Consider the following 13,857-nt stretch of genomic DNA (forward strand, 5'->3'; position numbering starts at 1 on the left):
GCACAAGCCGACAGGCTGTGCATCCCAATGTCCACGGATGGCTCAGCTGATCGTGCCACCGATGTCACGGCGATCGGGCCCACCCGCAACGACACAGGCCAGCATGGCGCGCAGCCCGCGCAGTTGATCATCCAGGGGTATCGCCGATGCCGCGCCAGGGTCCGCTCCCATGCCGCTCGCCCATGGCACATGCACAAAACCGGCGGGCACCCGAGGGCGTCGCCGCAGCGCATGCAGCAGGCTGTAGAACACCTGATTGCAGACGAAGCTGCCTGCACTCAGCGACAGCTCGGCCGGCACCCCCACCTGCTGGGCAGCATGCACCATGGCCTTCACCGGAAGGCGGCTGAAATAGGCCGCGGGCGCCCCGGTCACCACCGCTTGATCGGTCGGCTGGGCCCCGTCGTTGTCGGGGATGCGGGCATCGACCAGGTTCACCGCCACACGCTCCACCGACAGCGCCGCGCGCGCCCCTGCCAGGCCCAGGCAGACGACCGCCGACGGAGCATCCGCCAGCGCACGGCGCAGTGTCGACGCCGCCGCATCGAAACTGCAGGGCAGGCAAGACGAGCGCAGGGTCCATGTTCCCAGCCGCTCGCCATCCAGCTGCCGGGCCAGCTCCCAGGACGGATTCAAGGCATCGCCCGCAAACGGCTCAAAGCCGGTCAACAGCAGCCAGGGCGCGGTCATCGGTACTCCGGGCAGGGGGTCGAGAGGGACAGGACCGGCGGTCCACGGCGCCAGGATTGGGCGACCGGGACGGCCCTGTTCACTGCTTTGCCGCGCCCAGGTCACCACTAGGATCGACATCGCTCCGTCGTCCATTTTGCGACACCATGCCTGACAGCACGCCACCCGATCTCCCTCCCCTGGAGGGTCTGGACCTGATCGCCTCCGATCACCCGGGGACGTCGTCGCTCGCCTGGCCCGCCCCGCCCTATCCGGCCTATGCGCTGACCCAGCCCTTGCTCAAGGGCGAGGAGTGCCTGATCGAAGGCCTCAATGGCCGCACCATGCAGGCCGAGTTGATCGCCTTCGAGCCCGCCATGGGCCATGTGATGGTGCGGGTGCCGCCCTCGCGCAATGCCATGCCGCTGCGCCTGACGCAGTTCCGCCGCGTCGCGCTGCCGCGCATCCTGCGCCCCGATCCGCCACCCGGCCAAGCCCACCCCGAGGCGCTGATCGACTTCCATCCGCAGGTGGACTACCGCGTGGTGCTGCGCGACGCACCAGCCCTGAGCGGCAAGACCATCGGCCACGTCGAGACGGCGCAAGGCCTGTACCTGTTCCCGCCGGTGGAGCCCGCCAGCGACGAAGTGACCCGGCTGTTCGTGCCGCGCGACGCCTTCGTGTCCTGGGACATGGGCCCCAGCCTGGGCCAGCAGCTGCTGGCCGACTCCTCCGCCACGCCTGACCAGATCCAGGCTGCCCTGGCCGAGCAGGCCCAGTTGCGCCAGCAGCGCGTGGGCGATGTGCTGCTGCAGCAGAAGATCGTCACGCCCGAGCAGCTCGCCACGGCACTGGACACCCAGTCGCGCATGCCGATGGTGCGCATCGGCGAGGCCCTGGTCGCGCTGGGCTACATCAGCCAGCCGCAGCTGGAGGCCGCCCTGGACCAGCAGCGCAGCAACAAGGGCCTGCCGCTGGGCGAGCTGTTGGTCACCCGCGGCGACATCAAGCGCCACGAGTTGCGCACCGCGCTGGCCCGCAAGATGGGCTATCCGGTGGTGGACGTCGAAGCCTATCCGATCGATCCGGCCGCGATCTCGCGCCTGCCGCTGGGCGCTGCGCGGCGATTGCTGGCAGTGCCGCTGTCGGAGATGAACGGCCGCCTGGTGCTGGCCATCGACGACCCGTCCAAGCGCCAGGCGATCGACGAGATCGAGTTCATCACCCAGTCCAAGGTGATGCCCGTGCTGCCGATCCAGGAGGACATGGCGCTGCTGGTGCAGTCCATCTATGCGCGCCACGGCATCACCGAGGCCACCGCCACCGCGACGCTGGAAGGTTCGGGCCTGGCCGCGCTGGACGAGGGTGGCACCGGCAAGCTGCTGGCCGCGCTGGAAGAGGCGCCCCAGGAACGCGACCTGGTCGAGGACAAGCCGGTCGAGCAGTCCGACAACTCGCTGGTGCGGCTGATCAACACCATGATCTATGAGGCGCACCAGCAAAACGTCTCCGACATCCACATCGAGGCCCAGCCCGGGCGCGAGAAGGTGCGCATCCGCTTCCGCCGCGACGGCGTGCTCAAGCCCTACCTGGAGCTGCCCCACACCTACCGCCAGGCGCTGTTGGCGCGCATCAAGATCATGTGCGACCTCGACATCTCCGAGCGTCGTCGGCCGCAGGACGGCAAGATCAACTTCGCCCGCTTCGTGCCCAGCTGCCCGATCGAGCTGCGCGTGGCCACCATCCCCACCAACAACAACCTCGAGGATGCTGTGCTGCGGATCCTGGCGTCCGCCAAGCCGATCCCGCTGGCCAACCTGGGGCTGTCACCGGCCAACCGCAGCGCGCTGGTGCGTGCGATCGAGCGGCCTTATGGCATGGTGCTGTGCGTGGGCCCCACCGGCTCGGGCAAGACCACCACGCTGCACTCGGCGATGGCCGAGATCAACACCCCGGACCGCAAGATCTGGACGGCCGAGGACCCGGTGGAAATCACCCAGGCCGGCCTGCGCCAGGTGCAAGTGAACCCGAAGATCGACTGGACCTTCGCCCGCGCGCTGCGCGCCTTCCTGCGCGCCGACCCGGACGTGATCATGGTGGGCGAAATCCGCGACGCCGAGACCGCGCAGATCGCGGTGGAGTCCTCGCTGACCGGCCACCTGGTGATGTCCACGCTGCACACCAACAGCGCCGCCGAGACGGTCACCCGCCTGCTGGACATGGGCATGGACCCGTTCAACTTTGCTGACTCGCTGCTGGCCGTGCTGGCCCAGCGCCTGGTGCGCCGGATCTGCCCGAAATGCCGGCAGTCCACACCCATCGGCGCCGAGCCGCTGCAGGAGCTGGTCGACGACTACCTGCATGCCTGGGGCGAGGCCGAGAATCGCCCCAACCCCGACGCGCTGATCGCCGACTGGACCACCCGCTTCGGCCGCGACGGCAAGCTGCTGGCCTGGCGCAGCCCGGGCTGCGACCACTGCGAGGGCAGCGGCTTTCGCGGTCGCGCCGGCCTGCATGAGCTGCTCAGCGTCAGTCGCGGTGTGCGCCACCTGATCCAGACCGGCTCACGCGCCGAGCTGATCCAGGCCCAGGCCATCGCCGAGGGCATGCGCACGCTGCGCCAGGATGGCATCGAGAAGGTGCTGCAGGGCATCACCACCATCGAGGAAGTGCGCGCCACCTCGAACACCTGAGCCCGCGGGAGGCCAGGCCTCCCGCTGCCCGACTCAGATGCCGCTGCGCTGCAGCGGCGCCTCCAGCGCCAGCTTCAGCGTGCGGCTCAGGTCGGCCAGGTGCGCCACCTTCATCGCCGACCCCTGACCCGCGGCCTGCGCCTTGTCCAGCTGGCGCAGCAGCCGCTGCGCCTGGGCGCGCCACAGCGCGCGCGCATCCGCCCGGCTGCCGGGCGCCGGCCGCAGCAGGCGCTCGGCCAGACGCGCCGCATGGTCGCGCTGCAGCTCACGCCGCGCCGCCGGAATCTCGCGGTTGCCCAGCGCGTCGGACCAGACCGCCTTGCCGATCGTGTCGATCAACTCCGACAGCGCCAGCGCCTGGCCCGGCCGGTCGACCTTGGCTTCGTTGTCGAGCACACGCGCCACCACGCTGTCGCTCATCAGTTGGGCCAGCACGGCGCGCTGCAGGTCGAGCACCATGCCCTCGACCGAGAAATCGGTGGGCACCAGCTCGCCGCTGTCGAAACGGCCAAGGTAGTCGGTCGCCAGCTTGCGCGCCAGCGACGGCGAGATGGCCAGGCCATCGGCCGCCAGCACCTGGTTGGCCACCAGCTGCAGCGCCTCGCGCTGCACGGCCGGCGGCACCGGTTGCAACGGGTCACGCCCGCTGCCGGGGAAATCGCGCAGCGTGCGCAGGCCGCCGATCTGTCGCAGCAGGGTGCCCACGGAGCGGCCGGCGTCGCGCAGCGCAAAGCTGATCGAGCGGCGCAGCACGGTGTAGTCCTCGGTGGGCTTGAGCGGCCGGCTCTCCTGGCGCTGGATCAGATCGCGGGCAATGGCCAGACGCTTGCGGGCGAACCACACCGGGTCGGTGCCCAGGTCCATCTGCAACGAGTCAGGGTCGATGCCCAGCGAGTTGTCCTCGTCGGTGCCGTAGGCCAGCTCGGGCTCGGCGCTGCGGCCGGCGATGCGCATCAGCTCGGCCCCCTCCTGCGCCGGATCGACCGGCTTGTAGCCGTACTCGATGGCCCAGTAGTCATAGGGACCCAGCACCGTCTGGAACGGCATGCCGCCGCGCTGGCCCGGCGCCGGCAGGTTGATGGGCGCGTACTCCATCACTGATCCAGCCAGGCCGTTGCGACGGGTGAACTCGGGATCGTCGAGCTGGGCGTCGGTGTAGATGCGCGAGGAGCGAAAGTTGTGGCGCAGGCCCAGCGTGTGGCCCACCTCGTGCAGCGTGGTGTCTTCCAGGTAGGCCTGGACAAAGGCCTCCGCCTCTGGGCTGTCGGGGTCCAGCTCGCCTCGGGCCTCCAGCACATCCAGCGCGTAAGACAGCTGCTCGGCGGCCTCGTCGGCGTGGTCGCAGGCCGCTTCGCCGGGCCCGCCCAGCTGCGGTGCCTGCAGGATCGCCTCCCATTGGGTGTGGGCCCGCGGCGCCAGAATCTGCGCCCGCGCGTGGCGCTGGTTGCGGCTGGACAAGCTCTCGAAGCCGATGTCGGCGTCCAGGATTTCGCCGCTGCGTGGATCCACCTGGCTGGGCCCGATGGCACCGAACTGCGGCCGGGCGTTGGTCATCCAGCGGATCGACGCCGCCCCCACATCGAGCGTGTCAAAGCTGTCCTCGGGCCCCTGTTGCTTGACGACCAGCGCGTCCTTGAAGCCGATGCGCTCGAAGGCCGCGTTCCAGCCCAGCACGCCGCGGGCGATGGCGTCGCGGTACTTCAGCGGAATGTTGCGGTCCAGCCAGAAGGTGATGGGCTTGACCGGCTCGGACAGGGCCGCGGCCGGGTCCTTCTTTTCCAGGCGCCAGCGGTTGATGAAGCGTTGGCGCGGTTGCAGACGCTGGTCGTTGCCGAAATCGTCCACCGCGGTGGTGAAGTAGCCCACGCGGGGGTCGGCGCGGCGCGGCGCCATGGCCTCGGCCGGCAGGCGCACGAGCGAGTAATGCAGGGTCAGGAACAGGCTGCGCGCGTCGGGCAGCGTGGTCGGCAGCGTGGGCTGCGGCGTGGTGGGCGGCGCCCCCGGCTGGGGCTGGGCCAGCGTCGGGGCCAGGTAGTGCGCCTGCACGCGCAGCATCGTCTCGTCGGCGTTGCCGCGCAGATCCACCACGGCCGAGTTGGCCTTGTCGAAGTTGTACGCCTGCCGGTACTGGCGCTGCAGCGTCATGCCCATGCCCAGCAGGTCAGTCACGAACAGCGCGTTGGCATCGATCAGGATGGCCTTGCTGTCCGGGTGCGGCTGGCTGGCCACGCTGGTGCTGCCCAGCAGACTGTCCGAGAACGCCGCCTTGACCGCCACGGCTTCGGGCGTGCCTGCGGCCGCGGTGTACTGGTCGTTACGCGCCACCATCTGCACCTGGTTGGCGATGCGACGGAACTCCACCACCTGGGCACGTCCCCAGGGCTGCCAGCGGCCCACCATCAGGCCGCCAAACAGGCCGTTCTCGCCCAGGCCCTGGGCCAGCTTGGGCGACAGGAAAAAGGGCTTGCCCAGGTCCTCGGGGCGCAGCTCCAGCCAGACCTTGTCGTCCTTCTGCCACAGCGGCAGCAGGCCGTCGATGCGCTTGGCGTCCTTGGTGACCGTGGCAAAGGCCGGCTGGCCACCGGCCGTCGCCGCACCCGCCGCGGCGGTGGGCGCTGCGCCAGGGCGGGCCGCATCGGGCTTGGCCGCGGCCGCCGCCTTCGCGGTATCGGCGGAAGCCGGGCTGCTGCCCAGGCCGGGCACGCTGGCGCATCCCCCCAGCAGGGCCAGGGCGGCCAGGCCGGCCGCGGTGCGAACGAAGGATCGGTGGGTCAGGCTCATTGGACGGGGTCGGTACAACGGGGGAAAGATCCGGCGGCTCATGACCGCACGGGCGACGGCTCGGCGACGGTGGTCGCCAGGCCATGGAAACAGGTGCGCAACAGCCACTCGACCAGGGTCTCGTCGGCGTAGCGGCCGGTGGCGCGCATCACGCCCAGCACCGGATCGCAGGCGCGCGCGAACAGCGTGAAGAGCACCAGCTCGACCGGCAGGCCGGCGTCGATGTCACCACCGCGCTGGGCCTCGACGATCCAGGCACCCAGGTGCTCGCTGACCTCGTCCAGCCGCGTCATGTAGCGGCGGTCGGCCACCAGCGCGCTGCGCAGTGCAGAGTTCTGTGCCGGCAGCGAGGGCATCTTGCCCGCCAGTTGGGTGTGCAGGGCCCAGCGCACCACGCCCTGCAGCCGGTCGATGGCACGCACCCCTGCCTGCGCCTGCAGGCGCTGCAGTTCGGCATGGCAGCCATCGAGCAGTTGCACCATGGCAGCGGCCGCCAGCGCCTCTTTCGAGTCGAAGTGCTTGTACAGGCTGGCCTTGGCGATGCCGACCTCGGCGGCCACCTCGTCCAGCGTCATCAGCTCATAGCCCTTTTCGGCCAGCAGGTGCACCACGGCGTCGAGGATGGCCTGCTCCCTCACCTGGAGCACCTGGGTCTTGAACGACAGCTTCGCCATCGCCCGATTCTAGGCGGCGACGATTTCGGGCGCGATCATCGGGTGAATTTTGTGACTCATTGGTCACGAAAAAGACTACTCAGTCATCATGGAAATGACTGATCGGTCATGCTTATACCAACCAGTCGCCGATTGAACCGACTGGTCTCAACCCTGGAGACTCCGATGAACCGACTGACCCGACGCGCCGCCCTGGCCAGCTCCGTGGCCCTGCTGGCTGGCCTGACCGCCTGCGGTGGAAGCGACAGCGACCCTACCCTGCTGAGCCTGACCCAGATCGATCCCCAGCTGAGCATCCTGGCCGAGGCGATCGAGGCCGCCGGACTGCAGTCCGCGCTGACCGCGGCCGGCCCGTCAACCTTGCTGGCGCCAACCAACACCGCCTTCGCCAGCCTGCTGGCCGAGTTGGGGGTGGACAAGGCCACGCTGCTGTCGAACAAGGCCTTGCTCAACGCCGTGCTGACCTACCACGTCATCGGCGGCCGGGTCACCGCGGCGGATGTGCCGCTGGGCAGCCCGATCGAGCCGGTGGGCGGCGGCTTCTTCAAGGCCGAGGCCTCGGGCTCGACCCTGGTGTTCACCGACGGCCGCAACCGCCGCAGCACGGTGCTCCAGGCCGACCTGCATGCCAGCAATGGCGTCGTCCACGTGGTCGACAAGGTGCTGCTGCCAGCCAATCAGGACATCGTGGCCACCGCCGTGGCCGCTGGCGCCGGCAGCCCGCCCGAATTCACCATCCTGGTCGAGGCGGTGCAGGCCGCTGGCCTGGTGTCGGCGCTGCAGGCCGACGGGCCCTTCACCGTGTTCGCGCCCACCGATGCGGCCTTTGCGGCACTGCTGACCGAGCTGGGCATCAGCAAAGCCGCACTGCTGGCCGATACCGCGCTGCTGACCCAGGTGCTGACCTACCACGTCGTGCCCTCGCTGGTGCTCAAGGCGCAGGTGCCGGTGGGCAGCGCGATCACCACGCTGCAGGGCGGCAGCTTCACGGTGGACAGCAGCCTGAAGATCACCGACGCGCGCGGCCGCCAGGCCGGCATCGTCGCCACCGACGTGCTCACCAGCAATGGCGTGATCCATGTGATCGACCGCGTGATCCTGCCCTGACCGAGGCGACCGCTGAAACGACAAGGCCGCCCATCAGGCGGCCTTGTTCAGGCAGGCATCATTGCGCAGGCGGTCACTTCAGCGCCTTGTAGCGCAGGCGGTGCGGACGCGCGCCCTCCTCGCCCAGGCGCTTCTTCTTGTCCTCTTCGTACTCGTGGTAGTTGCCGTCGTAGAAGAACCACTGCGAGTCGCCCTCGCAGGCCAGGATGTGGGTGCAGATGCGGTCGAGGAACCAGCGGTCGTGCGAGATGATCATCGCCGAGCCGGCGAACTCCAGCAGCGCCTCTTCCAGCGCGCGCAGGGTTTCGACGTCCAGGTCGTTCGACGGTTCGTCCAGCATCAGCACATTGCCGCCCTGGGCCAGGGTCTTGGCCAGGTGCAGGCGACCGCGCTCACCGCCTGAGAGGCTGCCCACCAGCTTCTGCTGGTCATTGCCCTTGAAGTTGAAGCGGCCGATGTAGGCGCGGCTGGGCATGACGAACTTGCCCACGACGATGTTGTCCAGGCCGCCGGAGACGTCCTCCCACACCGTCTTGTCGGCCGCCAGGCCTTCGCGGCTCTGATCGACGAAGGCCAGCTTCGCGGTCTTGCCGATGCTGACCTCGCCCGCATCGGGCTGCTCGACGCCTTGGATCATGCGGAACAGCGTGGACTTGCCGGCGCCGTTGGGGCCGATGATGCCGACGATCGCGCCAGCCGGCACCTTGAAGCTGAGGTTGTCGATCAGCACCCGGTCGCCGAAGCTCTTGCTGACGCCCTTGAACTCGATCACCTCATTGCCCAGGCGCTCGGCCACCGGGATGAAAATCTCGTTGGTCTCGTTGCGCTTCTGGTATTCGACGTCGCTCAGCTCCTCGAAGCGGGCCAGGCGCGCCTTGCTCTTGGCCTGGCGGCCCTTGGCGTTCTTGCGCACCCACTCCAGTTCCTGCTTCATGGCCTTGGCGCGGGCGTCCTCGGCCTTTTGCTCGGCCTCCAGGCGCTTTTCCTTGGCGTCCAGCCAGTCGGAGTAGTTGCCCTTGTAGGGGTGGCCGTAGCCGCGGTCGAGTTCCAGGATCCACTCGGCGGCGTTGTCCAGGAAGTAGCGGTCGTGGGTGATGGCCACCACGGTGCCGCTGAAGCGCTTGAGGAACTGCTCCAGCCACTCCACCGACTCGGCGTCCAGGTGGTTGGTGGGCTCGTCCAGCAGCAGCATGTCGGGCTTGGACAGCAGCAGGCGGCACAGGGCCACGCGGCGCTTTTCGCCACCGGACAGCGGGCCGATCCTGGCCTCCCAGGGCGGCAGGCGCAGCGCATCGGCGGCGATGTCCAGCAGGTGGTCGGTGTTCTCGCCACCGGCGGCGGCGATGATGGCTTCGAGTTCGGCCTGCTCGGTGGCCAGCGCATCAAAGTCGGCGTCCGGCTCGGCGTAGGCGGCATAGACCTCGTCCAGGCGCTTTTGCGCGGCCAGTGCGCCGCCGATGCCCTCTTCCACCGCCTCGCGCACGGTCTGCTCGGCGTTCATCTGCGGCTCCTGGGGCAGGTAGCCGATCTTCAGGCCGGGCATGGGCGTGGCCTCGCCCTCGATGTCCTTGTCGATGCCGGCCATGATCTTCAGCAGCGTGGACTTGCCCGAGCCGTTCAGGCCCAGCACGCCGATCTTGGCGCCTGGGAAGAAGGACAGGCTGATGTCCTTCAGGATCTGCCGCTTCGGCGGCACGATCTTGCCGACGCGGTTCATGGTAAAGACGTACTGGGCCATGGCGATGGGGGGTTCTTCTGCGGGTACGGTGGGGTGGGGCCGGCTGCGGCAGGCCCGGGCGGCTGCACAGGCTGCAGCAACTGCCGCCTGTGGCTGTCGATCCTGGACCCCTTCAACGGGGTCGACTTGGGATTATCGCCTGAGCGGCGTCAACGCACGATGCGCGAGCTGTCCGGCATGGGCGTCAACATGTCCAGCGACACCGTCTGGGTCTCCGGCATGGCGCCGGGCTCGGGCCGGTTGTCCTCGTTCCAGTTGCTCATCAGGGCCAGCAGCCGCTCCAGCGGGAGCGGTCGGGCGGCCAGAAAGCCCTGGATCTCGCTGCAGCCGGCCTGTCGCAGCACCTCCAGCTGGGCTGGTTCCTCCACCCCCTCGGCCACGGTGCGCATGCCCAGGGTGTTGGCCAGCGCGACGATGGTGCGCACGATGGCGCGGGCATCGTGGTGGGTCAGCAACTCACGCACGAAAGCGCGGTCGATCTTCAACGTGTCAAACGGGAAACGGCGCAGGTACTGGAAGGCCGAATAGCCGGTGCCGAAGTCGTCCAGCGCAATCTGCACCCCCAGGCGCTTGAGCGCATGCAGGTTGCGCAGCGCGGTGGCCGCGTCGTCCATGAACACCGACTCGGTGATTTCCATCTCGATGCGACTGGGCGACAGACCGGTCTCGGCAAAGGCGGCCTCGACATCGGCCAGGAAGTCCTCGCGCATCAGCTGCAGCGGCGACACGTTGACCGAGACCAGCAGGTCGGGCAGTTGATCGCGCGCCACGCGGCAGGCCTCTTTCAGCACCCAAGCGCCCATGTCGCCGATCAGGCCGGACTTCTCGGCCACCGGCACGAACTCGCCAGGCGAGATCGCCCCCAGCTCGGGGTGGTTCCAGCGCAGCAGCGCCTCCACGCCGCGCATCTGCCAGGTGGCGATGTCCACCTTGGGCTGCCAGTGCAGGCTCAGCTCGCCACGGGCCAGGGCTTGGCGCAGTTCGGCCTCGATCGTGACCAGGCGCCGGCTGCGCTCACCCAGCCAGGTGGCGAAGGTCTCGAAGCGACCGCGGCCGGCTTCCTTGGCGGCGTACAGCGCCAGGTCGGCGTTGCCCATGACGTCGTCGATCGACTGGCCGTGGTCGGGGATCAGCGCCACGCCCATGCTGGCGCCCACCATCACGCTGCGGCCCTGGATCTCGCCTGGCGCGTTCAGCACCTGCAGCAGGCGCCGGGCGAGCTGGTCGACCTCGTCGTCGCTGCGAACATCATCCAGCAGCACCGCAAACTCATCGCCGCCCAGGCGCGCCACCAGATCGGCGCGGCGCATCACCGACTGCAGGCGCTGGGCCACCAGCTTGAGTACGCCGTCGCCCACCGAGTGGCCCAGGGAATCGTTGATGGCCTTGAAGTTGTCCAGGTCCAGGCACAGCAGCGCGCAGCGGCGCGGCGTGTTGGCGCAGGCGTCTATCACCTGGACCAGGCGGTTGCGCAGTTGGTCGCGGTTGGCCAGGCCGGTGAGCGAATCGAAGTAGGCCTGGTAGGTCAGGCGCTGGTGCGCCAGGCGCTGCTGCGTGACATCCGAGATCACGCCGCGCCAGCCCACCGTGCGGCCGCTGTCCTCGACCAGCGGCTTCGCGGTGATCGACCACCAGCGCGGCACGCCACCGACCTCGACGGTCAGCAGCACGTCGCGGAAGGGCTTGTCGGCGTTCAGGGCCTGGCGCAGCTTGCGCAGGCCCTCGGCCTCGGCACCACCGGGGGAGCGGGCGGCCAGCACCTCGAACAGGCCCAGGGCGGACATGTCCAGGTTGTCGCCGAACAAGGCCGACAACTTGGCCGAGACGTGGGTGAAGCGGCCCTGACGGTCGACCTCCCAGAGAACATCGGCCGAGTGTTCCTCGAAGTCGCGCAGCAGCAGGCCCACCATCTGGCTCTGGCGCTCGGCCTCGCGCTCCGAGCGCAGGCGCAGCGCCGATTGCCGGGCCGCCGAGCGCACCGCCACCGCGATCACCAGCACGTAGCCCAGCAGCATGCCGGCCAGTACCCAGGCCACGGTGCCGCCCAGCCGGACCACGCCCAGCACGGCCCCGGTGCCCAGCGCCAGCGTCCAGGCCAGACCGGCCTGGGGCACCGACGAGAGCGCAAAGCCGCCTGCCGCCATCATGCCGGTGGTGGTGACCGCCACCATCAGCTGCTGGATCGGGGTCAGCGACCCCAGCCAGCCCACGACCGGCACGGTCCAGACGCAGGCCAGCAGCAGCGCGTGCAGCGTGGCATGGCGGATCGCGCGCGGTGAGGCGCGCAGCACGGGTTGACGGCGGTGCCTGAGCCAGCCGCGCAGCGCCAGGCCCACCATCAGCAGCAGCAGGCCCAGCCACAGCAGCCAGGCGGTGGCCGACACGCTGGCGCGCACCGCCACCAGCAGTCCCAGCGCATTGAACAGGTTGGCCACCATCAGCACCGGCGTCAGCCGGGTGATGCCGGCCAGATGCCGCGCCCGCAATTCCGCGGACGCGCTGTCAGGATCGGAGAAGACACGGGTCTCCTCGCGCCAGGCGGCCCAATGACGATGGAAGAACGACAGCGACAAAACCAGGATCCTCGGATGGATCGATGCAGGCCCGGACGGCACGACGAAGGATTGTGCGCCCGCAGCCCCCCGTCCCGACCGGGCGCGGGGTTCACGTTCCTGGCATATCGGCCGCTGCGCCTGACGCTGTAGGCTTGCGTGTGGCGCGGATCAGACTGATACACTGGCGCCAGGCGTCGACGGCTCCAGCCCGACGGCGCATGTCGATTCCGACCCGGCCGGCAGCCCTGCCGTCCGTCCCTTTTTCGCGCGACCCAGGCTGGTTGCCGGCATCACCTGCCGGCCGATGGGCGTGCCCGCTCGCGAAGAGCCCCATGAGCTTTGACCAACTCGGCCTTGCCGAACCCTTGCTGCGCGCCGTGCGCGAACAAGGCTATGACCACCCCACGCCGATCCAGGCCCAGGCCATCCCGATGGTGCTCAGCGGCGGCGACCTGCTGGCCGGCGCCCAGACCGGCACCGGCAAGACCGCCGGCTTCACGCTGCCCACGCTGCACCGCCTGGCCGCTGCCGGCCACAAGAAGGACGCCCGCGGCCGCATCGCCATCCGCGCGCTGATCCTCACGCCTACCCGAGAACTGGCCGCCCAGGTCGAGGAAAGCGTGCGCACCTACGGCAAGTACCTGCCGCTGACCAGCATGGTGATGTTTGGCGGCGTCGGCATGGGCCCGCAGATCGACCGCCTGCGCAAGGGCGTCGACATCCTGGTGGCCACGCCCGGCCGCCTGCTCGACCATCACCAGCAGGGCACGCTGGACCTGAGCCACGTCGAGATCTTCATCCTCGACGAGGCCGACCGCATGCTGGACATGGGCTTCATCCATGACATCAAGAAGGTCCTGGCCATCGTCCCCAAGCAGAAGCAGAGCCTGCTGTTCAGCGCCACCTTCAGCGACGAGATCAAGGCCCTGGCCGACCGCCTGCTGAACCAGCCTCAGCTGATCGAGGTGGCCCGCCGCAACCAGACCAACGACGCCATCGCCCAGAAGGTGCATCCGGTCGGCCGTGAGCGCAAGAAGGAGCTGCTGGCCCACCTGATCCGCCAGGGCGACTGGCACCAGGTGCTGGTCTTCACCCGCATGAAGCACGGTGCCAATCGCCTGGCCGAGTTCCTGAACAAGGAAGAGATCACCGCCATGGCCATCCATGGCAACAAGAGCCAGGGCGCGCGCACCAAGGCGCTGTCCGAGTTCAAGGCCGGCACGCTGCAGGTGCTGGTGGCCACCGACATCGCGGCGCGCGGCATCGACATCGACCAACTGCCCCACGTCGTCAACTTCGAGCTGCCCAACGTGCCCGAGGACTATGTGCACCGCATCGGCCGCACCGGTCGTGCCGGCGCCCAGGGCGAGGCGATCTCGCTGGTCTGCGTCGACGAGGAGCAGTTCCTGCGCGACATCGAAAAGCTGATCAAGCGCGAGATCCCGCGCCAGACTGTCCCTGGCTTCGAGCCGCCGGCCGGCGAGAAGCCCGAGCCGATCGTGCTGGGCCGACGCATGACCATCGGCGTGGGTGCCGGTGGCGGTGGTCGTGGCGGTCGCCTCGGTGGCGGTGGCGGCGGCGGCCGGGGTGCGCCCCAGGGCGCGCCGCGCGGCCCGCGGCCGCCGGCCTCGGCCGGCCAG

The 13,857-nt window shown here is 69.3% G+C and carries 8 protein-coding genes; 3 read left to right on the forward strand and 5 right to left on the reverse strand.

From position 1 onward, the window contains the following. Positions 1-42: 42 nt before the first annotated feature. On the reverse strand, positions 43-690 hold the full coding sequence (pcp, locus tag KAK06_RS20645) for a pyroglutamyl-peptidase I (RefSeq protein ID WP_210804059.1): 648 nt from the start codon (positions 688-690) through the stop codon (positions 43-45). Between the two features lie 146 nt (positions 691-836). On the opposite strand from pcp, the gene KAK06_RS20650 reads away from it, so the two are divergent. Then, positions 837-3,362 (forward strand): GspE/PulE family protein, encoded by a 2,526-nt coding sequence (locus tag KAK06_RS20650; RefSeq protein WP_247653020.1) that lies wholly within the window; start codon positions 837-839, stop codon positions 3,360-3,362. 33 nt (positions 3,363-3,395) lie between these two features. On the opposite strand, the gene KAK06_RS20655 is transcribed toward KAK06_RS20650, so the two are convergent. Beyond that, positions 3,396-6,143: a zinc-dependent metalloprotease gene (locus KAK06_RS20655; RefSeq protein ID WP_210804060.1), complete on the reverse strand. Its 2,748-nt coding sequence runs from the start codon at positions 6,141-6,143 to the stop codon at positions 3,396-3,398. A gap of 38 nt (positions 6,144-6,181) precedes the next feature. Further along, positions 6,182-6,817: a TetR/AcrR family transcriptional regulator gene (locus KAK06_RS20660; protein WP_210804061.1), complete on the reverse strand. Its 636-nt coding sequence runs from the start codon at positions 6,815-6,817 to the stop codon at positions 6,182-6,184. A 165-nt stretch (positions 6,818-6,982) separates the two neighbouring features. On the opposite strand from KAK06_RS20660, the gene KAK06_RS20665 reads away from it, so the two are divergent. Continuing rightward, the gene (locus KAK06_RS20665) at positions 6,983-7,924 is read left to right on the forward strand and encodes a fasciclin domain-containing protein (RefSeq protein ID WP_210804062.1); all 942 of its coding nucleotides are present in this window, start codon (positions 6,983-6,985) and stop codon (positions 7,922-7,924) included. Positions 7,925-7,997: 73 nt separating this feature from the next. Here the strand turns inward: KAK06_RS20665 and ettA are convergent, their stop codons facing one another. Both ettA and KAK06_RS20675 read right to left on the reverse strand, forming a co-directional pair. Beyond that, positions 7,998-9,662 (reverse strand): energy-dependent translational throttle protein EttA, encoded by a 1,665-nt coding sequence (ettA, locus tag KAK06_RS20670; protein ID WP_210804063.1) that lies wholly within the window; start codon positions 9,660-9,662, stop codon positions 7,998-8,000. 149 nt (positions 9,663-9,811) lie between these two features. Further along, complete coding sequence (locus KAK06_RS20675) at positions 9,812-12,235, reverse strand: putative bifunctional diguanylate cyclase/phosphodiesterase (protein ID WP_210804064.1); 2,424 nt, start codon at positions 12,233-12,235, stop codon at positions 9,812-9,814. A 314-nt stretch (positions 12,236-12,549) separates the two neighbouring features. Here KAK06_RS20675 and KAK06_RS20680 point away from each other — a divergent pair. Then, a partial coding sequence (locus tag KAK06_RS20680) for a DEAD/DEAH box helicase (protein WP_210804065.1) occupies positions 12,550-13,857 on the forward strand: 1,308 nt, incomplete at its 3' end.

Origin of the sequence: Ideonella aquatica (assembly GCF_018069755.1) — a bacterium.
Lineage (GTDB): Bacteria > Pseudomonadota > Gammaproteobacteria > Burkholderiales > Burkholderiaceae_C > Ideonella > Ideonella aquatica.

Bases quoted from the DNA above. Each gene is read 5' to 3' on its own strand.
- KAK06_RS20655 (WP_210804060.1), bottom strand. From the start codon at position 6,143: ATGAGCCTGACCCACCGATCCTTCGTTCGCACCGCGGCCGGCCTGGCC.
- pcp (WP_210804059.1), bottom strand. From the start codon at position 690: ATGACCGCGCCCTGGCTGCTGTTGACCGGCTTTGAGCCGTTTGCGGGC.
- KAK06_RS20665 (WP_210804062.1), top strand. From the start codon at position 6,983: ATGAACCGACTGACCCGACGCGCCGCCCTGGCCAGCTCCGTGGCCCTG.
- KAK06_RS20660 (WP_210804061.1), bottom strand. From the start codon at position 6,817: ATGGCGAAGCTGTCGTTCAAGACCCAGGTGCTCCAGGTGAGGGAGCAG.
- ettA (WP_210804063.1), bottom strand. From the start codon at position 9,662: ATGGCCCAGTACGTCTTTACCATGAACCGCGTCGGCAAGATCGTGCCG.
- KAK06_RS20650 (WP_247653020.1), top strand. From the start codon at position 837: ATGCCTGACAGCACGCCACCCGATCTCCCTCCCCTGGAGGGTCTGGAC.